Genomic DNA, 22,872 nt, shown 5'->3' with positions numbered 1-22,872 from the left:
GATTTTGCTTTTGACAGATTTACGCTAAAAATCTGTGTCAATGTGACCGTTATCTGCCGCAAATATTCTGTCAATAGCAATATCGTTCAAACCTTGTTCAAACACTTATATATCTTTATTTGGATCAGAACGTTACGATAGAGGAAGTGCTACATTATTCTAAAATATCGGTAAAAGTACGTTACGTGAACACTATTAGTCAGCTTCGCCACTATTGGGCAAACAAAACGATCAACTACAGCCTGCTTATTTTAGTAACGCTGCTTGGTGTAGTGATACCTGCTTGGTATTTCCAGCTCAATTCGCACATTATCCCACTCATTCTTGGCATTATTGCCGCTGCCCTCGCTGAAAGTGATGATAGCTTCACTGGCCGAATCAAATCACAAACGTTGACGCTCATCTGTTTCGCAATCGCGGCATTTTCCATCGAGTTTCTGTTCAATACGCCATGGGCATTCGCTGTAGGGTTATTTGTGTCTACGTTCGGCTTTATCATGTTGGGCGCAATCGGGCCTCGTTACGCAAGCATTGCATTTGGTTCTCTGTTGATTGCCATTTATGCCATGTTAGGTGCTCATGAGAGCATCAACATTTGGTTCCAACCTTTGATGCTACTTACCGGTGCAGCTTGGTACTATTTGGTATCGATGATTTGGCATGCGTTTTGGCCTATGCAGCCAGTTCAACAAAGCCTTGCTAATGTGTTCCTGCAACTCGCCAATTACTTTGATTCAAAAAGCCAGCTTTTCCACCCCGTTTCCGATCTAACCCCCCAGCCTTACCGCATTCAAGAAGCGAGTTTAAATGCAGCGACGGTAAATGCACTCAACGCATGTAAATCGACCTTTTTAAACCGTTCTAAACGTGGACATGTGGATGGTGCCAGTGACCGTTTTCTAAACATTTACTTTCTTGCTCAAGACATACATGAACGCATCAGTTCCACCCATTATCGTTATCAAGAGCTGGCACATCATTTTGAACGATCTGACGTTTTGTTCCGATTCAAGCACCTTATGGAAAACCAAGCTCAGTCATGTCGTGACATTGCAGAAGCTATTCTGTTAGGTAAGGAATACAAACACAGCGATGATTCAGTCATTGCGCTTGATGAACTACAAAATTCACTGACCTATCTTCAGGAACAACAAAGACCTGAGTGGCGCTCATTGATCTCTCAACTTGGTTACCTATTTAATAACCTTGCTACGGTCGAGAAACAGTTAAGTAATGTAAACAACCCAGATACAAACAAGCTTGAAGAAGATGTCCTTGATGACACAGAAGTACACTCATTGAAGGCAATGTGGCGCCGAATTGCCTCTAACTTTACCAAGGATTCAATGCTGTTTAGACACGCAATACGCATGTCTATCGCATTAACCTTGGGTTATGGAATCATTCAAGCTTTCGATATCGAGCGAGGGTATTGGATTTTGCTTACCACCCTATTTGTCTGTCAGCCTAACTATAGCGCGACCCGTCAAAAGCTCGTTGCTCGTGTGATTGGCACATTTGCTGGTCTCTTGATCGGTGTGCCACTGTTAACGTTCTTCCCATCACAGGAGAGCCAACTAGTATTCATCGTGGTCTCAGGTGTTGCGTTCTTTGCGTTTAGGCTTGCGAATTACGGCTATGCAACTGGTTTTATCACCGTTTTAGTCCTGTTCTGTTTCAATCAGCTCGGTGAAGGGTATGCCGTTGTGTTACCTCGTTTAGGCGACACTCTCGTTGGCTGTGCGTTGGCTGTGGCCGCAGTCGCGCTGATCTTACCCGATTGGCAATCAAAACGGTTACATAAAGTCATGGCCGATGCCATCGCAGCGAATCGAACCTATTTGGCTCAGATCATTGGCCAATATCGCATCGGTAAAAAGGACACGTTAAGTTATCGAATTTCTCGTCGTCATGCTCACAACCAAGATGCCAGTCTAACCAATGCGATAAGTACCATGTTGGCTGAGCCTGGGCGCTATCAATCAGCTATAGACGAAAGTTATCGATTTTTGACGTTGAACCATGCCCTGCTGAGCTATATTTCTGCCTTAGGCGCTCACAGAACACAAATTGCAGATGAAGCAACGCACAAACTTATTCTCGATGCACATCGAGGGATCCACCAGCATCTAGACATACTCTATGCACAATTGAATCAACACTCCGATATTTGCGATACCAGCGAAATTGATGACGCAAGTCTAGAACAGAAATTGTCTGAGTGGCGTGAGGAAGATGAAAGCTCCGTTAGAATGGTTCTTCAGCAGCTCCACCTGATCTATCGAATGCTTCCAGAGCTACATTCTTTGGCGAGTAAGTTTGCAGTCAGAGTTGACCATAGCGAGCCTAAGAGCTCAGCAATAATGAATTGAGAATACGTCAGGTAAATCATTCGTACTCGAAATAGTATTTAGAGGCAGTCATATATTGGTTATGGGACTGCCTCTTTTCATAAGATTCGTCATACAAACTTCACGCCCGCCTTACAGTGCTTGACAATTCTCGGACAAAAAATAACCGTTCAAAAATAAAATTGTTGTTATACCGTTATTCGATGGTGTGAGGCGACAAATGGATGAGTCACTTACCCTGATACTATTCATACAAACTTGATGTATAGGTGCTCGTTATGACCACACAACAATTTGAATTAATGAAGTCGCAACTCAAAAAATTATCACCTCAGCAGTTAAGAACACTTAGAGGTGAAATTAATAGTGAACTCGATTCAACTGAAACTAACGTTGTCACTGACGAAGAGATGCAACTGATTGCGAGTTTATTTTCGTAGCACACTTGCCGAAAAAACCATCAACACTTAAGCTATAGTTAAGCGGAGGTGTATATGCCAGTTTCATCAGTTCAGCCAGGCTATCAAATCATTGATATGTCATCTAAGATGGCCGAAGAAGCTGCGCTTGAAATCCAACAAAGCCAGAAGGCTCTGTCGATACCAAAAGATGACTCGTACTCCTTTAATCAAGTCGAGTTTAAAGCGCCTCCCCCTCCTTCACAAATCGATGCTCTAAACAAACTCAATACGTCCCAACAATACAGTCGTATAGGTACAAACGTGATGCAACGCGATCAGGATATGATCGGTAGCTTACTCGACATCCACGTTTAACTATTTGACTCGTTTGCTCCGAAGTAAATTGTAGCAATCCATAAACAAGCGTTGAGTTCCCGCTCTCATACGCTAAAATGCAGACAAATTTAATTTTATGACTTGCAATGCCGAAACTTAACCTTTCACACCGTGATACTAAGCATTTTCTTCAGCCTGAACACTGCGCCTCTACATTAGAACAAAAACTCAGCTCAGATTTCAGCCGTCCTAGTCTAAGACTTACCCCTAGCCCTTACATCTCTGATAAAACCCTAGAGAAGCGTTGGGCCAAATTAGATAACCCAATTCATCAAGAGCTACTGCTTGACGAGCAAACGCTTGCAAATGCAGAGCTGTACAACAAAAACATTGAACACTTCATCGGGACAGTAAAGCTCCCCGTTGGTGTCGCTGGCCCAATGCGTATCAATGGCGTCAATGCATCAGGTGACTACTTAGTTCCGCTTGCGACCACAGAAGCTGCGCTTGTCGCTTCATACAATCGTGGTTCACAACTGATTACTGCAGCTGGTGGTGCTAGCGCGATGCTGATTAATGAAGGAGTCACTCGAACGCCTGTATTTGCGTTTGACTCTTTGGTAGATGCAGGTCAGTTTGTCGCTTGGATTGTCACGCAATATGACAAGTTTAAGAGTATTGCTGAGTCCACAACATCTCACGGTAAACTTCACGATATCAACGTCAACATCGAAGGCAACCATGTCTACTTAGTCTTTGAATATCATACTGGGGATGCATCTGGACAAAATATGGTGACGATCGCCACCAATGAAGTTTTTCATTATATTTTGGAGACCTCACCAATTGAGCCGTTAGAAGCATTTCTTGACGGCAACCTTTCAGGCGATAAAAAGCCTAACGCGCACACTCTAAGACATGTACGTGGTAAAAAGGTAACCGCCGAGGTTCATTTAGATCGCAAACTGGTTGAGAAGTATCTTCATACTACGCCAGAATCTATGGCGCGCTTTGGTCAAGTGACTACGACTGGCGCAGCATTAAGTGGTGGAATTGGCGTGAATGCGCACTACGCGAATGCATTAGCGGCACTTTATATTGCTTGCGGGCAAGATGCCGCCTGTGTTGCTGAATCTGCAATTGGCATTACCCGTATGGAAGTCAAAGCAGACGGCAGTCTATACGCTAGTGTCACTTTACCTAACTTAATGGTTGGCACAGTAGGCGGTGGAACCAGCTTACCGACTCAACAAGCCTGTCTAGAAATGATGAATTTACACGGCAACGGGAAAGCCAAAGCACTCGCTGAAGTGGCAGCTGTACTTTGTTTAGCAGGTGAGCTTTCGATTGTAGGTGCATTTTGCGCCGGACACTTTTCACGAGCTCACCAAAAACTTGCCAGATAATCGTTACACTCCAATAGATAAAGGGCAGTTCAGGCTGCCCTTTTAGTATTGACGGTACGATTTAAGCTTTCAAACCTTCAAGTTTATAGCAATGATCCTTAAAGTGGATGAGAGCTTTATTTAGAGCGCGCTCTTTGATTGGTTTTACGATAACGTAGTTCGCGCCCGCACGTAGGAAAGAGTGCTTTGTCTCTTGCATGCCGTCAGCGGTACACGCATAGATAGGTGTCTGTAAGCCAAGCTCTTGGCGAATAATTTTGGTGGCTTCAATACCACCCAGACTAGGCAGCTGATTATCCATTAGTACCAAGGCGATATCGTTATCCTTTTTCAGGAAGTCAATCGCGTTGATTCCATCTTTCACCCATGTCACTGTCATTCCATATTTCTCACAGAATGCTTTTGCGATAAAGGCGTTGGTATGGTTGTCTTCGACCAATAGTACATGAAGCTTTTCATCAAACAACGTCGCAGGATCAGCCAGAAGCCCAGTATCTTCCGCGCTAAAGTGTTGATCCGCCCCTAACTGAATCGGCACTCTAACAACGAAGTGTGTTCCTTTACCGACATTACTCTCGATCTCAATTTCGCCATCCATAATTGACACCAGGCTACGCACAATCGCAAGGCCTAAGCCGCTGCCACCATATTCCCTGGTTGTTGTCGACTCAGCTTGAACGAACGGTTCAAAGATATCTTTAAGTTTGCTCTGGTCTATCCCTATACCGGTATCAACGACTTCAATCACCAAATGAGTGGTGTCATCAAGCAATTGGGAGTCGACGGTAACACTCACACCACCTCGATGGGTAAACTTAACAGCGTTACTGACAAGATTAAATATGATCTGATTTAGGCGTACTTGATCGCTGAATACCCATTTATTACTGTCGATACCATTTATGACGTTAAACGCAACGCCTTTGTTATCACATAGTGGCTTAAAGATCTTTTCTACCGTGTTCGTCACTTCCGATAGACGGAATGCTGCGTTTTCAATATGGAATCGGCCGTGTTCAATTTTTGAAAAGTCGAGTATATCATTGAGTACAGCAAGCAAATGTTCACCGCTATTGCACAGGACTTCCATATGCTCAACATCGATAGGATCTTCGAGTTTCGATTTAAGCAGTTGTGATACCCCTAAAATACCATTGAGTGGCGTACGGAGTTCATGGCTCATTTTCGCTAAGAAGTCAGCTCTTAGTCGTGCTGACTCTTCTGCTTCTTCACGCGCTGCTTCACTCTGCTTTTCAGCTTCAATAAAGCTAGTAATATCCTGACCCTGCGCCATGATTCTCACAATACTACTGTCAGTCATGATCGGAGAAAGATTCCAACGGAACGTTTTATTTGCAATCGTTGTATTGATGCCGGTCAGGGTTGCCCCTTGAGCACACATAAGAATATGTGGTTTCAAACTTTTAATCAGAAGTTCTTGTGTACTGCCGACTCTAAAACTTCTTTCCGCTGATGGGTTTGATCGGACTAATTCACCGTCTACATCCCATAACGTGATTGGCGATAACGAAAAGTTAAACAAATCAGCAAACTGTTTCTCTTGTTCATTTAGACGTTTAAATGAGCGTTGAAATGATTGACCTATTTGATGAAACTCTTGAATACTTGAACCTGCAAACGGTGTTACCTTCTGCTCTTGCATTGATGTATCCGTGTAGGCCATCAGACTATGAAGTTCTTTAGATACTCTTCTACCCACCCAGAGCTTTGAGTAAACCGCAATGGATAAAATCAAAAGACTGGTTACAGCAATCCACAAATAGTGACTACGCACAAACTGGACAACATGGTCGTTGTTTTGAATGGTATAGACCGACAAAAATGTAGGAACGTTATTAATGGTTAGATCTGTTCGTGACACCATATAACGGTTCGCATTCAATGACATGGATGCTTGCTCTAGCCATTCAATATGCTGGATATCTTGATCTTTTGTACTTGCAGCGATGACTTGGGAGCCGACCGCTAAGAGTATTTCGTCTGCATTGCCCCCTTTTGTGATAGCATTGACTAATGAGAAGTTGTTATTAAGTACAACACCAATAAACAAGTACCCTTGCACTTCACCCGAACTCAGGTCGATGATAGCAGTACGTCTCATCATAAGGTAACGCATACCCATAATTGAAGGCGTTTGTGAGATGTGCCAATCCGTCCCGCTCACCATATCGTTGGTTAGGTGGAGTATCTGATCTTTTGAAATGCCATAGAACTGGAAATTCGCATCATCCCAGATTAGATCATGGTCGCTGTATATGAAGCGAAAGTCAGGCGCAAGTTCAGGAGACGCTAAGTCAATGCCATTAAAGAATCGATCGAGCGCTTGAGCATCCTCAGTCTGCAGGTTCTCAAGTAAAATACGATTTCGACTGTAGCTGTCTTGCTGAATCTCAAGCGACTTAACCCTAAGGTTAAAAATCTCTTGAACAAGGCTTTGGGTTTGCTGTTTGGTACGTGCGATCTCTTGTGAAACGACCTCACGATTAACTTGGTAGTTTTGCAAAACCATCACGATAACAAGTACCCCTATCACTAAAAAGATAGAGCTAGTCAGTATCGTGACGAGTCGGTTTTTTGCCCCGCGTGTGAAAAGTCGCTGCATTACTGGTCTGAGTATCGGAACGCACGTTGTTTGAGCTTTTCAATTTTGGCTTGGCTATCGTTTAACGTCACCAATTCAAAATCCCCGGAGTAAACATGAGGAACATCACGGCCCTCGATATCCCATTTAATCGCTTCAGCCATGGCAACTCCTGTGTCGTCATTCATTCGCATCGCAGTCACACTGAGTCGGCCATTAGAAATCGCCTCAAGTTCAGCTGTGCCGCCGCCCCAACCATTAAGTTTTACATCTGTGCGATTAAGTTCTTTTAATGCATCAGCCGCGCCGAGTGCAACGTCCGTGGAACAGGCATAGATGAAATCAAGCTCTGGATCTTTTTCTAGCGCGATTTTCGCCGCTTGGTAGCCCGAGTCTCGAGTTGCTTTGGTATAGAACGATGAAGAAAGCTTGTAAGTATCGTGATGGCTCATCTCTTCGATAAACGTATCACCTCGCGCATCACTTACGTAACCTTCAGAAAAATAGAGCACCGAATAACGACTCTCTTTCTTTATAGTATCTTTGTAGTACTGCTCGATAATACGGGTGCCTTTGATGTGGTCAAAGCCGACGTACATAAACGGTTGTTGGTTATCCCATGCTCTAACTGGCGTCGTAATGTTTTGTAGGATCAGTTTTGTATCGGTTGAGCTCAGTACATGCTCAATGAACTTTCTATGTCTTGTGGTATCGAGAGTGAATATCAGGTAATCAGAATCATTTTGAACCGCTTCTAGAAGAGAAAGGCTTTGCTGACGCACATCAACATTTGGGCGCGTAAAAACTTGGTTGATGCTGTAACTGATACCCAGCTTCTCCAATCTATTTTCAAACGCTTTGATGTTTCGGCTCCAGTAATCAGAGATTTGCTGACCTGGGTAGACGACGGAAATCGTGATTGGTTTGTCTTGTTGAGCAACCAATGGCGTCGGATAACGTCGAACTTCTTCACTTAGCTGCTCTGTGAGCTTCTTTTGGTGTGGATGCGCATTAAGGTACTCATCATATTGCCAATAACCATTGAGCACCTGAGTAGTGTGGGCAAACGACGTTGATGAACACAAAGCGATCATAGAAAGAAGTAGCTTTTTCGACATACTGTTTTTCTCTTTTACCAACCATATTGATCATGGTTTTACGACACGCAAGATATTATAAAATCTCATCTAATATTATAAACCGAGATAAGAATGAATCTTCAACTCATTAATTTATCTCGGTTTTTACATTATGCCGAATGAAATCTAGAACGTAAAAGATAAATTACCCGAAAGGCCAAATTGATTATCGCCAGCATAGCTACCTGCTAGATCAAAGCTGACTAAATCACCGGGGCTAATACCAACACCCGCCGTCACCGAGTCATCTAATGTATCTTCCAAATCCATTTCGTAACCGATACGTACTTGAGCCCAGCCAAACGCATTACCTTCCATACCAAATCTCAAATACTGAGTATCGTCATTAATATCGGTAAAGCGAGACTGTTTAGTAAGGTCCCAATCTACGGTCGCGACAAAGTATTCCATCGCGTAGGAGCCCGACAGAACAACTTGCGTGTCGAGTTTATACTTACTTGTGCTGCCACCTGTAGGCGCTGTTGTTTCAAGCTCTTGCGAAAACAAGTCTTTAATAGCAATACCGACTCGATAGTTGTCACGCATCCAAACTGCACCTAAATCCAAGTTAAAAGCGTTTTTGTTGGTTTCGCTTTGATCGTAATCGCTCAGATCAAAGTCTTCGACAGATAGGTTTTGTTTGTAGGTGCGCAACTGTTGGTACTTAGGGGTAATACCAAATGACACATCTTGGCCTCGAAGCGATACCAGTTTAGCTAACGCAACGCCAAACTCAGTATAACCAAATGCAATCATATTGACTGAAGACTCCTCGATACGTGTCGCGGTATCTACTGAATCGTTGATATCGGTTGAGGCAATTATTTCTGCGTAGCCGCGCGAGAAAACGTTGACTGACAATGTATTTAGTGGAAATGCTACGGCAAAGCCCACACCACCTGTGACAGCAAGCGGCTTGTCATCTGCTAACTGATCCAAGTATCCATTAATTTGCGACTCTAATGCAGGGTCGACACTACCGCCGTTCTCATAAGCTTTGATCGCATCTTGCAGATCATCGATTGTGCTAAGTGATTCGTCCGTGTCCCTTGCAGTAACTCCAATCGCAGGAACAAGAATACCAAATGAATCGCTGTCTCGATGAATGGCGGTCAACGCTGGGTTGTAGAATGGCGCAAGCACATAATCTGCACTTGTAACACCAGTATTACCCATACCATTCCCACGACCATCTGCTATCACTGTGCCTGCTGCACATATTGAGGAGTAACCGAGGACACCAACCACTGCTGATAATTTACTTATTTTATTCATACTGTTATTAACCTTTCCTTGGAACATTCATGCTCATTATCAAGGTTAATACAAATCTGAGAAAAGTCGCGGAATTAGTAGGATCTGCGTTGTATAAACAACCTACAAATTGCTGCAACAGTCAGCTCAAAAGGTCAACAACCCTAGTCAAACAGCTGCTTATCGACGAGGTCTGAGAGCTGATAGTGACCCAAAACCAGCTTCTCTTTCTGTTTTTTATCAAGCCGTTTTAGGTGATATTCGATTTTTGATGCACTACTTCGAGAACTGCCTGCGGAACCGAACCAAGCCAAACTGAGTGGGCCTTTACCTTTCAAAGCTTTAGCACCCTTACCACAGGAATGCTCTGAAAACCTGCGCTCTACATCAGTCGTAATGCCACAGTAGAGTGCGTTGTTACGCATCCGGATCAGGTAGACATACCATTCCGAATGCGCTTTAGTTTTATCTGAAGACATTTAAGCTTGGATCTGCTCAACCATCATGCGCAGCTCAGCCAGTTCCGCTTTAAGCTCACTGACCTCTTGTTCTAGCTGAGAAATGCGATCGTTGCTTGGAGAGCTTACAGGCGCGGCTTGAGCGGCCATCGCTTCAATATCAACCTCACCACTAAATAAGTGCATGTAGCGGGATTCTCTTTTACCGGCTTCACGAGGCAGTTTAACCACCAGTGCACCAGCTTCACGCGCTGCCATATTCTCTAGAACCGCTTCTAGCTCTTTTACATCACTAAACTCGGCGAGACGATTGGTACGAGTTCGTAGTTCACCCGGCGTTTGTGCACCGCGTAATAGCATGCAGCACACAATGCCCTTTTCTTGCTTGGTTAGCTTTAAGTCACCAAATTCGGTGTTACAGAAACGATGTTGGAATTTACTTGCGCGACTGTTGAATCCACTTTCGTCACTGACTAAGCGACGCGCAATGAGCGAATCAACAGCTTGCTGTACGTCAACATCACTCAATGCCATGACAGGCTCGCGATTACTCTTCTGATTACACGCTGACGTTAAGCTGTTTAAGGTTAAGGGGTAATAATCCGGTGTCGTTACTTCCTTTTCAATCAGACAACCAATCACACGGGCTTCAACAGGTGTTAGCTCGATATTCATATCCTTTCCTTATTTATAGTTATTAGGTCAATTTAGCTTAGCAAAAACCTAGTGCTCTTTGATGATTGGTACAAGCTTCATCTTTCCGCTTTCATCCATCACCATTATTTTACTTCTGTTGAGCTCAACCTCAGTCACCTCTTGAAGGGTTCGCTCTTGCATGTAGGCCTTGACTAATTTACTCGCTTTGCCGTCAGCACTGTTTTCCGCCTTAGGCATTATGATTTGAGAAGTACGCATTGGTACACTATCAATCGCTTTCTAATGCCTGAATCATATATCGAACCACCACTGCGCTCAATCACCTAACAACAGATCGGTGATAAAAGCGTCAACGCTCTGTAATGATTGATCTTAGGACTGTTATCACACCAAATGTTGTGATTTAATCATCTGTAGTTAATCAAAAATTAGGGAAAGAGACCTATGAGTGGTGTATTTGAAATCGTATCTGAAGCACGTCGCAAAAATAAACTTAAGCGCGAGCTAATTGATAACGAGAAAAAGGTTCGTGATAACCGTAAACGTGTTGACCTTCTAGAAAACCTACTTGACTACATCAATGCTGACATGAGCACTGATGAGATCGTTGGTATCATTAAAAACATGAAAGCGGACTACGAAGATCGTGTGGATGACCACATCATCAAGAGCGCTGAAATCTCTAAAGAGCGCCGTGATATCAGTCGCCGTATCCGTGAGCTAACAGAAGAAGACAAAGTAATCCAAGGTAAGAAGAAGTAATCTTTTTATCTGAATAGATTCCAAGCCCGCTTCCTCGAAGCGGGCTTTTTGCTACTTATCAAACTATCAACATATTTAGTTATAAGATTTTCCATAGACACGTAAAACGTTTGCGTAATCGCTAACCTTCTCCGAACCCATTTTTGGGGCTTTCATCACATATTCACCCCTGCTATAGTTGATTTCAGTTAATCATTTAGACCATTCGAGGCACGGAGCTTCCTCAGTTATCTCAAGACGAGAAGAATTGGTACCGACAACGTTCGGCAGAATTAAAAGAGGGTCAAATTATGGATATGGTTGAAATTCTAGGTTACGCAGCTTCTATCATGGTAGCGATTTCCCTAACAATGAAAGACATTGTTAAGCTACGTGTACTAAACTTCATCGGTTGTGCACTATTCACTGCGTACGGTCTTATGATTGATGCATGGCCAGTTGTCGTAACAAATGGTTTCATTGCATGTGTTAACGTCTATTTCCTAGCAAAGATGCAAAGCGAAAAAAAAGACGAACAGGTTAAAAGCGCCGCATAAACCAAAGTTCTGAATCCAAAAAAGCCCCAGAGCATTCAATGTTCTGGGGCTTTTTTATTAACCTAATTCATCGACAAATCGACCAATTGCTTAGTATATGGATGCTCTGGCATGCTAAACAGGGTGTGAGTATCACCTTGTTCAACAATCTTTCCCTGCTTCATCACAATCGTGTAATGACACAGCGATTTAACGACACTCAGGTCATGGCTGATAAACAGATAGGTTAACTTGTATTTCTCTTGAAGCGACTTGAGAAGATCTAAGACCTGCGCTTGCACTGTTCTGTCTAGTGAAGATGTTGGCTCATCAAGCAAAATGAACTCAGGTTTCAAAATGAGCGCGCGTGCAATCGCAATTCTTTGGCGCTGACCACCTGAAAACTCATTGGGGTATCGATGCCTAGTTTCAGGATCTAAATCGACTTCCTTCATGACGCTGCAAATACGTTGGTCAATCTCTACATCATCAAGCTCTTGATGGACTCGAAGCCCTTCACCAATGACTTGAGCAACTGACATTCTTGGGTTCAAGGCGGAAAAAGGGTCTTGAAAAACAACCTGCATTTTACTGCGATAAGGCAGCATTGCTTTTCTGTCGAGCCCTTGAAGCTCAACATCTTCATAAGAGATAGACCCTTCTGACGTTAACAGTCTGAGAATTGCCATACCCGTCGTCGATTTCCCTGAACCGCTCTCGCCGACCAGACCTATTGAATGGCCTTGCTGAAGAGAAAACTGCATGTCTGTCACCGCTTTAACATGCGAGACCACACGCTTAAAGATACCCCCAGTGATGGGAAACCAAACCCTGAGATGGTTGACGTTCAGTAAAGTCGACGCGTTGGAACTCACTGGTACAGGTTCACCTCGAGGGTCAGAGTTAATCAACTGCTTCGTGTAAGGATGTGAAGGGGCAGAGAATACTTGTTGGCACTCACCTGTTTCAATCAGCTTTCCGTTTTGCATCACCGAGACGCGATCAGCGATTCGTCTCACAATGCTCAAGTCATGGGTGATGAACAACATCGCCATCCCCATCTCTTGTTGTAACTCTTTCAACAAATCAAGAATCTGGGCTTGGACAGAAACATCCAGCGCCGTTGTTGGTTCATCTGCGATAAGTAATTCGGGTTCATTAATCAGTGCCATAGCAATCATCACCCGTTGACGTTCTCCGCCTGAAAGCTCGTGAGGGTATGCCGTCACCTTTTGCTCAGGGTTTCTGATTCCTACCTTACCTAACCACTCTACTGCCAACGCTTCCGCTGCTTTCTGACGCATTCCTCTATGGATAGCCAGCGTTTCAACCAATTGTTTTCCGATCTTATGGAGCGGGTTAAGCGATACCATTGGCTCTTGAAAAATCATACCTATGCGGCCGCCACGAATCCCTCTTAATTGACGCTCAGAACAACTTAATATGTCTACCCCGTCAAAGTTAATCGTACCTTCAAGGTAGTGTGACGAGCCTTTAGGTAACAGCTTTAAAACAGAGTTGGCCGTTACTGACTTCCCCGACCCACTTTCACCGACTAGAGCTAATGTCTCACCCTGCCGAATAGAGAGAGAGACCCGTTCAGTCACCTGTTCTACTTCGTTACTTCGACCAAATCCAACGGATAATCCATCAATCGTTAACACAGTTTTTGACATGATTATCTTCCTTGATGGTGTGGGTCGAAGGCGTCACGTACCGCTTCACCAATAAATACCAGTAGAGTGAGCATGACAGAGAGAACAAAAAACGCAGAAAAACCAAGCCAAGGCGCTTGTAAGTTAGCTTTTCCCTGAGCAAGGAGTTCACCAAGTGATGGCGACCCTGCGGGCAAACCAAAGCCCAAAAAGTCTAAGGAGGTTAATGTCGTTACCGAACCAGAGAGAATGAAAGGCATCATGGTTAAAGAAGCCACCATCGCGTTGGGTAACATATGACGCAGCATAATGCGTTTATCCGAAACGCCCATCGCTTGAGCAGCCGTTACATAATCGAAATTCCTACAGCGCAAAAACTCAGCTCGGACAATACCGACTAGGCTCATCCAACTGAATGCGACCATGATTCCGAGAAGCCACCAAAAGTTAGGCTCAACAAAACTAGACAGGATGATCAATAAGAAAAGCGTTGGCATGCCAGACCAAACTTCAATAAAGCGCTGACCAAATAGATCTAACCAACCGCCGTAGTAACCTTGCGACGCCCCAACGGCCACACCGATTACACTCGATACTATCGTCAGCACAAAGCCAAATAGGACAGAAATACGAAAGCCATAGATGATCCGAGCAAGGACATCACGCCCTTTGTCATCAGTACCTAACCAGTTGACGGTATCAGGTGCTGACGGCACCGCGCCAGTGATATCAAAGTTGATAGTGTTGTAACTAAATCGAATCAGTGGCCAAATGATATAGCCCTGCTCTTCAATAAGTTCAATCACGTAAGGATCGGTATAATCGGCCTCCGTCTCAAACTCGCCGCCAAACTCTGTTTCCGCATATTGATTTACAATAGGAAAGTACCAACCACTGTCGTATTCAATCAGTAATGGCTTATCATTAGCAATCAGTTCAGCAAACAGGCTGATCCCAAACAAAATGGTAAAAATCCACAAAGACCAAAAGCCTCGTTTGTTGGCTTTAAACCTCAACCACCTTGCTTCATTGAGCGGATTACGCGCTTTACTCTTCGCCATCAATTAACGGGCCTCAAAATCAATTCTTGGATCGACCCACGTGTAAGTAAGATCGGAAATAATGCTCAAAATCAGTCCAAGTAGCGTCATGATGTATAAAGAGCTAAATACCACTGGGTAATCACGTTGAATCGTCGATTCAAACCCAAGTAAACCAATACCTTCAAGCGAGAACATCACTTCAATGAGCATTGACCCCGTAAAGAAGATGCTAATAAAGGCCGCAGGAAAGCCAGCAATGATGATTAGCATCGCGTTACGAAAAACATGCTTATAAAGAATATCACGCTCATCAAGGCCCTTCGCTCTTGCGGTCACCACATACTGTTTGTTGATCTCATCAAGAAAAGAGTTTTTGGTTAGCATACTTAACGTCGCAAAGCCGCCGATTACCATTGCGAAAATCGGTAACGCAAGATGCCAAAAGTAATCAGCGATTTGCTGATACCAAGTCAGTTGGTCGAAGTTACTGGAAAATAAACCACGTAATGGGAACCAACTAAAGTAGTTACCACTTGCGAACAAGATAATCAGAATAATGGCGAACAAGAAACCAGGAATGGCATAACCGACGATTACGACAGCACTTGACCAAATATCAAAGCGACTGCCGTGATGGATGGCTTTAAGGATTCCCAGTGGTATGGAGATCAAATAGATGATCAACGTACTCCACAAGCCAAGCGATATAGAGACAGGAAGCCGTTCGACGATAAGATCAATCACATCGCCCCCCTTAAACAAACTTTCTCCAAAGTTAAAGGTGGCGTAGTTCTTCAGCATTTCAAAGTAGCGCTCATGCAAAGGCTTATCGAAACCAAACTGCTTTTTGATCGCTTCTACGACTTCAGGGTCAAGACCTCGAGAGCCTTTGTACCCTGATGCATCAGCTTCAGTGCTAGAACTTAAATCAACCTCGCTACCGCCACCTGCAAAGCGTTCCATAATGCCGGAAGAGTGACCTTCTAATTGAGCAATGGCTTGCTCTACAGGGCCACCTGGGGCAATTTGAATAATGAAAAAGTTGATTGTGATGATGGCCCACAAGGTGGGAATCACCAGCAGCAAACGCCGAAAAATATACGCAGCCATTGAAATCCCTTTTAACGACGTTTCTCAGGAAGAGCCTGTGCTTTTTCCTTAGATATCCACCATGTATCAAGACCTAAATCGTACTTAGGCATAACCTCAGGACGCTCAAATTTGTCCCACATTGCGACTCGGTATTCACCAACATACCACTGAGGAATAATATAGAAATTCCATTGCAAGACACGGTCAAGCGCACGACCAAGGGTTAGCAATGCTTGAGGGTCTTGTTGTTTTTGGGAGATTTCCATCGTCAAGAAATCAACCACCGGATCAGTCACACCCGCCGTGTTATACGTCGAGTCTAGGTAGTTAGAGTTCCACGCGATCATTAAGTTCGGGCTTGGGTAAGGGTTTGCACTGTAGGCAGAAGAAACCATATCAAAATCGCGATCTCTTAAACGCTTGATGTACTGAGTTGTGTCGATGCTGCGAATCTTCATCTCAATACCCATACGCTTCAGGTTTTTCTGTACTGGGATTGCGATTCGCTCGGTGGTCGGGCTATAGATCAAAAGCTCAAACGCCAATTGCTCTCCCGTTGCCTTGTTCGTCATAACTTTGTTGTTTATCTCCCACCCTGCTTCTTTAAGCAATTTGAAAGCAATACGCATTTGACTACGAATACGACCAGAACCATCGGTCACAGGAGGTTGGAATTCATCGGTATAAAGGCGTGGAGGTAGCTGCTCTTTAAACGGCTCAAGAACTTTTTGCTCATCCGCCGAAGGCGTTCCCTTGGCTTCATAATCAGTATTCTGGAAGTAGCTCCGCGTGCGATTGTACTGACCGTAGAACATATTCTTGTTCATCCACTCGAAGTCCATCGCATAGGTCAGTGCTTCACGTAAACGAGGATCATTGAAAACAGGTCGTTTGGTATTAAAGACAAAAGCTTGCGTGTTTTCAGGCTTTTCATGAGGGATTTCTTGCTTTGCTATATAGCCTTTATCGAAGTTCACGCCTGTGTAGGAATTTGCCCAGAACTTAGCGGAACTCTCTAAGCGGAAATCAAACTCACCCGCTTTAAAAGCTTCAAGCATAACTGTGTCATCACGATAATAGTCGTACTGAACTTGTTGGAAGTTCTGGCGACCGACGTTAACCGGTAGCTCTGACGCCCAGTAATCATCCACCAAGCTGTATGTGACACTTTGTCCTGGTTTAAAGTCGGTGATTTTGTAAGCCGAACTGCCGATAGGTGGCGTAGACAATGGCTCTGATAAGCTTTTATCTTGCCAGAAGTGCTTTGGAAGTACACGGGTCCCTTGAGCGAAGCTGAACATCTTCTCTCTATTCGGCTTATCCATTTCGATACGAACTGTTAAATCATCTTTGGCAATGACCGCCTTGATGTCTTGATAGTAGACTCGGTACTGAGGCACCCCTTCTTTCATGAATTTGTCGAAAGTGAACGCAACATCATGTGCTGTGATTGGCGCGCCATCATGGAAACGTGCCTTAGGATTAATATCTAACTCTAACCATGAAAAATCATCAGAATAGCGAACTCGCTGCGCTATAAGCGGATAGTAAGCGTCAATCTCGTCGCTTGGAGAGAACATCAAAGTGTCATAGATTTCGCCGGTCGCTGCTGCAGCGACACCACGGGAAGCAAAACGGTTAAAGTTATCGTAAGTGCCGACACGCCCATATGTTACCTTGCCGTACTTAGGTGCATCAGGATTAACGTAATCAAAGTGGGAAAAATCTTCCGCATACTTGGCTTCGCCGAATCCTACTAGCGAAGTTGTCTCTATAACTTCTGCATGCACATTAAAAGTCACGCAGGTAGCGAGAACGCTTCCGATCGTAATTCCTGGCCACACTTTCATACTCTGCTCCCTCAGCTTCTTTACTAATCTAAGACCGTTTTTCGTTGTCTTCTAACAATATATTATTAATTCAAATACTTGTATAAGTACAGGTGGGATTCTATTATTCTAACATCCCCATTACGCAATCTCTCATCCTCTAGCTTTCACGACCAATTTTACAATCAATTAACAGTATAGTATGCTGAGAAATAACGTCATCAAACGGATATTGATATGATTCAATCAAACGGCTTATTCGAGTTTGGCCAAATTGAACTCAACGAACGCTTAGAGATGCTAAGCCTCTGCCCTGATACATGCCATGATTGGAAGTCAAAACTATGCTCTGACGACCTAAAGCGAATAAACGCCTCAATCTATCCGGCACTACTTAAACATTTCCAAAACAACGAAACTCTCAGCTTGGTTCTGGGTCATTTTGCGATCCACCAAACAATGGATCAGTATTTGGACATCCTATTCAACAAAGAGTTGAATCAAGACTACATCGATAACATTTCTAAGCATGCATTAAAGCTTGCAAATCACGGCGTCAATCTCAACCTGTACTCGATCATTGCTTTCGAGTACAAACGACTGCTCATGAATTTATATAGCGAAAGCGTCAGTTGTGATAAGGCGATCGATTTGCTAACACGTAGACTTCAATTAGACATGATGCTGATCCTTGAATGCCTGCACCATAAAGAGCTTGAAGATGTCAAACGCTATGCCTCTTTGATGGAAATAAAAGACAGTCTAACTGACCTTTACACATATAATACGTTCATCAATGAAGTGGACCGTATCATCGCCCATTGTCAAAGAACTAAGTCACCAGCGCTGCTTTTGGAAGTGAATATCAAAGATATGGCACAACTGAATAAGTTGCATGGTTATGAAGCTGGGAATCAAGTGTTGCAGTCTTTTGCATCCTTAACACAAGACTTCATCCGAAAGACAGATGTCATTGCTCGTGGCGAAAATGACACCTTCTTCCTGATCATGCCTGACACAAGTAATAAAGATGGCCGGCTGATTTGTGAGAGATTAATTGAGAACTTCGAGCGCAATAGTGACCTTCCAATCACATTACGCTTTGGCGGTGCGTCGTTTGATCCTTCGCTGAATACGCCATTAGAACAACTTCTTACTCTTGCTCATGAACATCTCGAATTTGCGCGTGATCGTTCTAAAGTGACAGACAAACACGAATTTAGTATTCACTTTCCTCAGTCCAACAACGTAGTCCGTTTAATTAAATAAATGAATCAAAAAAGCCAGCATTGCACTGGCTTTTTAAATCTAGAGCATCTCTTTTGCGATCAAGTGTAAAAGGTAGGTTTCGCGTTCTATGCTCATCCCTTTCTTGTCACTTTCAGCCATCGTCTTCTCATTATGAGCAATCGCATCATGGATATTCATCCAAACGGCTTTCATCCCATTTTTAATTTCGTAATCCTCGTAGTTGGTTTCACCTAGCTCTCGATCGATTTTACAAGTGTAGCAGTACGATATCATGTGCATCACGTCCGCGTTGTCCTTGTACCAAGGGCGAAACTCTTCAAAGATGCCGAACGGTTTGATGTTATGGATATTCTGAGCGCCAGTTTCCTCTTCAAGCTCTCTTACCATTCCTGCGATGATATCTTCGCCTTCATCTAGACCGCCACCAGGGATGGTGTAATCGTGATAACGCTCTGTATAGAGTAGTAAGATATCTTCACCATCAATCACAATAGCGCGAGCTGCATTACGTTTGAAAATAAGCTTATCGTCTAAGTGATCGATATCTGGGTGAACTGTCGTTTTTAGGTGTCTCATAGATTGCTAGTACTTTGAAGTTTGCCGCGATTCTAACACTAGCAATCCTATTGGTGCCAATCGGATTTACGCTATACCCATCATGCAAGTTTGAATCGATTGATCATCTCCATCAGATTCTCAGACACACGCTTTAACTCTTTACCCGAACTGGCCATTTGGGCAGATTCACTGGATACCGAAGTCGCCATATCACTCAAGCTCACCACGTTTCGATTAATATCATTCACTGTCACCGTTTGCTGCTCGGCCGCAGTAGCAATATGTTGAGCCATCTCTTCGATTCTGTGGACCTCTTGGTTAATAACATTGAGTGTTTCTCCAGCCTGACTCGAGAGAGATGAAGCGCTGCTTGCTCTGTCTGTCCCCTGTGTCATCACCTCGACAACATTGGCAGAGCCCGTTTGAAGCAGTTCAACAATACTTTGAATCTCGAGGGTCGACTCTTGCGTGCGTTGAGAGAGAGTTCGAACCTCATCCGCCACAACTGCAAACCCACGCCCCTGCTCACCTGCTCTTGCCGCTTCGATAGCTGCATTTAATGCGAGTAAGTTAGTCTGTTCTGCGACACCACGTATCACTTCTAACACGGTATCAACGTTGTTCGCATCGCTCGCCAGCTTTTGAACCACCAGCCTAGCTTCACTTAGCTGCTCAGCGAGTTCATTCGATTCTGCGACATTGTTTTGGATGATCGAATGGCTCTTTTGCGTTTCGTTGGCAGCATGTCTGCTCGCTTCATTTGCTTCTGCTGTTCGATTTGCCACCTCCTCTACGGTTGCCAACATTTCTGTCATCGCTGTTGCTAGCATATCAACATCGTTTTGCTGCTGGTTGAGACTGTCGTCAATGTGATGGACTGAATGGGACAGCTGCGACGCTGAAGCAGAGACTTGCAAGCCTGCATCATTGATGTTCATCATAATGGACTGGATAGAAGCAACAAACTGATTGAAGAAACGGGCAAGATGGATCAGCTCTTTGCTTCCCTCTTCCGGCAGTCTCTGCGTAAGATCACCTTCCCCTTTAGACAATGTTTGCATGGCTCTTAGTGTTCTTTTTAATGGCGATGTAATGGTCTTGATGAAGTAGCCAACGACGATTGAGAGCAAGATCAGAATCCCTGTCGCGTAGGTTAGCGAAGTGAGCTCAGATCGCTGCGTCATCGCCTGTAACGCGACCATATTCATGCCAGAGCCTATCATCCAATCCCACGGCTTATATGTGACAGCGTAACTAGTTTTTGGATCCAATGTTTCTTTATCAGGGTTTTCCCAATGATAATTTACAAACCCACCACCGCTGTTTGCGACTCGATATAACTCTTTGACAAAATACTGCCCATTGCTGTCCTGCAAATCCATAATATTGCTTCCAAGCAATGACAACACCCCTGTTGCCAATTGAACCCCCTCTTTGTCGCCAACAAAGATGTAGTTATCCCCATCAAAGCGCATTGCAGTAATAGCTTCTAGGGCTCTGGCTTGAGCGACCGCTTTAGACATTGCTCCGCTCTCACTTTGCTGATGAAAGTGTTTCGCAATCCCGACGGCACTTTCCACCATAGATTGGACGCTGCGTTCGTAGTTTTCTCGCATGTGTTGGCGAGACTTATCAATGTTTAACAGAGTATTTGCCAACAAACCTACGGCGAATAAGCCTAAGATTGACCATGCTCTGGCGGCAATCGAGACGTCTTTGAGCGTTTTTATCATCATATCCGTATTTCCTAGCCGTTTACTGTCATTGTTATTTCCACTTCAATAACACCTGATTTATCAAGATTATTGAGTTGATTTTATAAATTATAACGGTAGCAGGATTATTGATATTTTGTATAACACCCGACGAAATTTAATACTACTTAAGTAGTAGTGATAGAACAGTAATTTTAACTGGTTGAAATAGCGATCAACTGGCGTAATCCATTAGCATAATATGCTGTGGTCCAGCAGCCCCCCCATGATAGAGCCTTCCCTGATCTTTAAAGCCATATTTTAAGTAACACTGCTTTGCTGCGAGATTTTTGCAGTTCACAGTTAAATAAATTGCGTCATGATCCGGGTAATGACAACGGAGGTAATCTCCCAAATTCTTAATGGTGTCACGCCCATAACCTTTACCTTGTTCACCAGCATCAATAAGAAATGCTCTAAATCCCAAGGTTCCTGGATGTGCAAAACGATAGTGAGCCGAGTACAAGGTATCGATGAGGAATATCCCTACCACTTGTTCCTCTACAATGACGAGGTGAGGATGAACATTGTCGTCAGCATTGAGCAACACCTCTTCAACGGTACCGACATAAGGCAGCTGATCTGGTTCAACACACAGCGCAACAACCTGCTCAAGGTGACTTGGCGTCATGGGAGTTATTTTTAACATTGGTAATCAATCCATAGAGTGTATATGTCGAATATATATCAATCACTTATGTCGTTCCAACGGCCCTTAATACGCTCATTAAATTCATGGTTTATTTTCATTTCAATTCAGTATTCAATAGACCAATTGCTCTCCACCTATCTTTGAGAGGTTTTTATGATAGATGTCGCTGTATTCAGTTCTAAGTCATACGACGAGATGTCGTTTTCCAAAGCCAATCAGCAACATGGCTTTAACCTGCATTTTCACGAGTTTCCATTAAGTGTTAAAACGGCAAAAATGGCTCATGGTTCCCAAGTCGTTTGTGCCTTCGTCAACGACGACCTAAGTGAAGAAGTGTTAGAGGCGCTCTCTCAGCACGGAGTGAAACTTATTGCGATGCGATGCGCTGGATTTGATCGAGTTGATCAAGTTGCTGCTAAAAAGTTCGGCATTCAGGTAGTGCGTGTTCCAGCCTACTCACCAGAATCTGTCGCAGAACATACGGTGGGCTTAATGATGAGTTTGAACCGCCGTTTTCATAAAGCTTATCAGAGAACTCGAGACGCCAACTTTAACCTTGAAGGTTTAGTTGGCTTTAACTTCTATGGTAAAACCGTTGGTGTGATTGGTACGGGTAAAATTGGTATCGCGACCATGCGCATCCTTAAAGGACTTGGCATGAATATTCTCTGCCACGACCCTTATGAAAATCAGGCTGCCATTGAAATGGGTGCAACCTACTGCAGTAAAGAGCGATTATTCCAAGAAAGTGATGTCATCACCCTTCACTGCCCTATGTTCAAAGAGAACTACCATTTACTTGACGAGAGTGCCTTCAATCAAATGAAAGATGGCGTAATGATCGTCAATACCAGTCGTGGGGGCTTGTTAGATTCGGCAGCAGCCGTTGAAGCGCTTAAACGTGGTCGAATCGGTGCTCTAGGTTTGGATGTTTATGAACATGAGAAAGAGCTGTTTTTCCAAGACAAGTCAAATGACGTCATTGTCGATGATGTGTTCCGACGTTTGTCTGCTTGCCATAACGTCCTATTTACTGGTCACCAAGCATTTTTGACCAACGAAGCGCTTGGGAATATTGCCGATACCACTCTAAGCAATGTTGAAGCATTCGCAAAAGGTGAGCTCTCAGGTAATGAGATTATCGATTTTTAGTCTCA

21 protein-coding genes are annotated in these 22,872 nt (G+C 43.8%); 8 read left to right on the top strand and 13 right to left on the bottom strand.

The window, feature by feature from the left end; all coding sequences use genetic code 11:
• Positions 1-185 precede the first annotated feature (185 nt).
• From yccS to F0231_RS15065, 4 genes are all read left to right on the top strand, one after another.
• On the top strand, positions 186-2,372 hold the full coding sequence (gene yccS, locus F0231_RS15080; protein WP_171760525.1) for a YccS family putative transporter: 2,187 nt from the start codon (positions 186-188) through the stop codon (positions 2,370-2,372).
• Between the two features lie 257 nt (positions 2,373-2,629).
• A complete protein-coding gene (locus F0231_RS15075; protein ID WP_171760524.1) occupies positions 2,630-2,791 on the top strand; it encodes a hypothetical protein in 162 nt (53 codons plus the stop codon).
• Between the two features lie 54 nt (positions 2,792-2,845).
• The gene (locus F0231_RS15070; protein WP_171760523.1) at positions 2,846-3,127 is read left to right on the top strand and encodes a hypothetical protein; all 282 of its coding nucleotides are present in this window, start codon (positions 2,846-2,848) and stop codon (positions 3,125-3,127) included.
• A gap of 107 nt (positions 3,128-3,234) precedes the next feature.
• Positions 3,235-4,494, top strand: a complete 1,260-nt coding sequence (locus tag F0231_RS15065; RefSeq protein WP_171760522.1) for a hydroxymethylglutaryl-CoA reductase — start codon at positions 3,235-3,237, stop codon at positions 4,492-4,494.
• A gap of 61 nt (positions 4,495-4,555) precedes the next feature.
• On the opposite strand, the gene luxQ is transcribed toward F0231_RS15065, so the two are convergent.
• The 6 genes from luxQ to F0231_RS15035 all read right to left on the bottom strand — a co-directional run bounded on the left by luxQ (position 4,556) and on the right by F0231_RS15035 (position 10,862).
• Positions 4,556-7,117 (bottom strand): quorum-sensing autoinducer 2 sensor kinase/phosphatase LuxQ, encoded by a 2,562-nt coding sequence (gene luxQ / locus F0231_RS15060; protein WP_171760521.1) that lies wholly within the window; start codon positions 7,115-7,117, stop codon positions 4,556-4,558.
• Positions 7,117-8,214 (bottom strand): substrate-binding domain-containing protein, encoded by a 1,098-nt coding sequence (locus F0231_RS15055; RefSeq protein WP_171760520.1) that lies wholly within the window; start codon positions 8,212-8,214, stop codon positions 7,117-7,119. Before F0231_RS15055 ends, luxQ begins: the two co-directional genes overlap by 1 nt.
• Before the next feature lie 147 nt (positions 8,215-8,361).
• Complete coding sequence (locus tag F0231_RS15050) at positions 8,362-9,510, bottom strand: conjugal transfer protein TraF (protein WP_171760519.1); 1,149 nt, start codon at positions 9,508-9,510, stop codon at positions 8,362-8,364.
• Between the two features lie 143 nt (positions 9,511-9,653).
• Positions 9,654-9,968: a GIY-YIG nuclease family protein gene (locus F0231_RS15045; RefSeq protein WP_171760518.1), complete on the bottom strand. Its 315-nt coding sequence runs from the start codon at positions 9,966-9,968 to the stop codon at positions 9,654-9,656.
• Entirely contained in the window at positions 9,969-10,622 is a 654-nt protein-coding gene (locus F0231_RS15040) for a YceH family protein (protein WP_171760517.1), read from the bottom strand.
• A gap of 48 nt (positions 10,623-10,670) precedes the next feature.
• Entirely contained in the window at positions 10,671-10,862 is a 192-nt protein-coding gene (locus F0231_RS15035) for a hypothetical protein (protein WP_171760516.1), read from the bottom strand.
• Between the two features lie 186 nt (positions 10,863-11,048).
• Here F0231_RS15035 and F0231_RS15030 point away from each other — a divergent pair, with 186 nt between their 5' ends.
• The gene (locus F0231_RS15030; RefSeq protein WP_171760515.1) at positions 11,049-11,366 is read left to right on the top strand and encodes a DUF496 family protein; all 318 of its coding nucleotides are present in this window, start codon (positions 11,049-11,051) and stop codon (positions 11,364-11,366) included.
• Positions 11,367-11,656: 290 nt separating this feature from the next.
• Positions 11,657-11,902: a YgjV family protein gene (locus tag F0231_RS15025; RefSeq protein ID WP_134837198.1), complete on the top strand. Its 246-nt coding sequence runs from the start codon at positions 11,657-11,659 to the stop codon at positions 11,900-11,902.
• Between the two features lie 62 nt (positions 11,903-11,964).
• Here the strand turns inward: F0231_RS15025 and yejF are convergent, their stop codons facing one another.
• From yejF to F0231_RS15005, 4 genes are read right to left on the bottom strand one after another with little or no spacing between them, the layout of a single operon-like run.
• Entirely contained in the window at positions 11,965-13,557 is a 1,593-nt protein-coding gene (gene yejF / locus F0231_RS15020; protein ID WP_171760514.1) for a microcin C ABC transporter ATP-binding protein YejF, read from the bottom strand.
• A gap of 2 nt (positions 13,558-13,559) precedes the next feature.
• Positions 13,560-14,597: an ABC transporter permease gene (locus tag F0231_RS15015; RefSeq protein WP_171760513.1), complete on the bottom strand. Its 1,038-nt coding sequence runs from the start codon at positions 14,595-14,597 to the stop codon at positions 13,560-13,562.
• A gap of 3 nt (positions 14,598-14,600) precedes the next feature.
• Positions 14,601-15,689, bottom strand: coding sequence for a microcin C ABC transporter permease YejB (locus F0231_RS15010; RefSeq protein WP_171760512.1), 1,089 nt, complete (start codon positions 15,687-15,689; stop codon positions 14,601-14,603).
• A gap of 11 nt (positions 15,690-15,700) precedes the next feature.
• Positions 15,701-17,521, bottom strand: coding sequence for an extracellular solute-binding protein (locus F0231_RS15005; protein WP_171760511.1), 1,821 nt, complete (start codon positions 17,519-17,521; stop codon positions 15,701-15,703).
• A gap of 216 nt (positions 17,522-17,737) precedes the next feature.
• Here F0231_RS15005 and F0231_RS15000 point away from each other — a divergent pair, with 216 nt between their 5' ends.
• A complete protein-coding gene (locus F0231_RS15000; protein ID WP_171760510.1) occupies positions 17,738-18,769 on the top strand; it encodes a GGDEF domain-containing protein in 1,032 nt (343 codons plus the stop codon).
• A 39-nt stretch (positions 18,770-18,808) separates the two neighbouring features.
• On the opposite strand, the gene F0231_RS14995 is transcribed toward F0231_RS15000, so the two are convergent.
• The 3 genes from F0231_RS14995 to F0231_RS14985 form a co-directional block, all read right to left on the bottom strand.
• Complete coding sequence (locus F0231_RS14995; RefSeq protein ID WP_171760509.1) at positions 18,809-19,327, bottom strand: NUDIX hydrolase; 519 nt, start codon at positions 19,325-19,327, stop codon at positions 18,809-18,811.
• An 80-nt stretch (positions 19,328-19,407) separates the two neighbouring features.
• Positions 19,408-21,045: a methyl-accepting chemotaxis protein gene (locus F0231_RS14990; protein ID WP_171760508.1), complete on the bottom strand. Its 1,638-nt coding sequence runs from the start codon at positions 21,043-21,045 to the stop codon at positions 19,408-19,410.
• A gap of 193 nt (positions 21,046-21,238) precedes the next feature.
• The gene (locus tag F0231_RS14985) at positions 21,239-21,712 is read right to left on the bottom strand and encodes a GNAT family N-acetyltransferase (protein WP_171760507.1); all 474 of its coding nucleotides are present in this window, start codon (positions 21,710-21,712) and stop codon (positions 21,239-21,241) included.
• 156 nt (positions 21,713-21,868) lie between these two features.
• Between F0231_RS14985 and F0231_RS14980 the strand changes: the two genes are divergently transcribed.
• Entirely contained in the window at positions 21,869-22,867 is a 999-nt protein-coding gene (locus F0231_RS14980) for a 2-hydroxyacid dehydrogenase (RefSeq protein WP_216612245.1), read from the top strand.
• Positions 22,868-22,872: the final 5 nt, after the last annotated feature.

It is taken from the genome of Vibrio sp. RE86, assembly GCF_013114545.1.
Lineage (GTDB): Bacteria > Pseudomonadota > Gammaproteobacteria > Enterobacterales > Vibrionaceae > Vibrio.
This window is presented reverse-complemented; position numbering and strand designations above follow the sequence as displayed.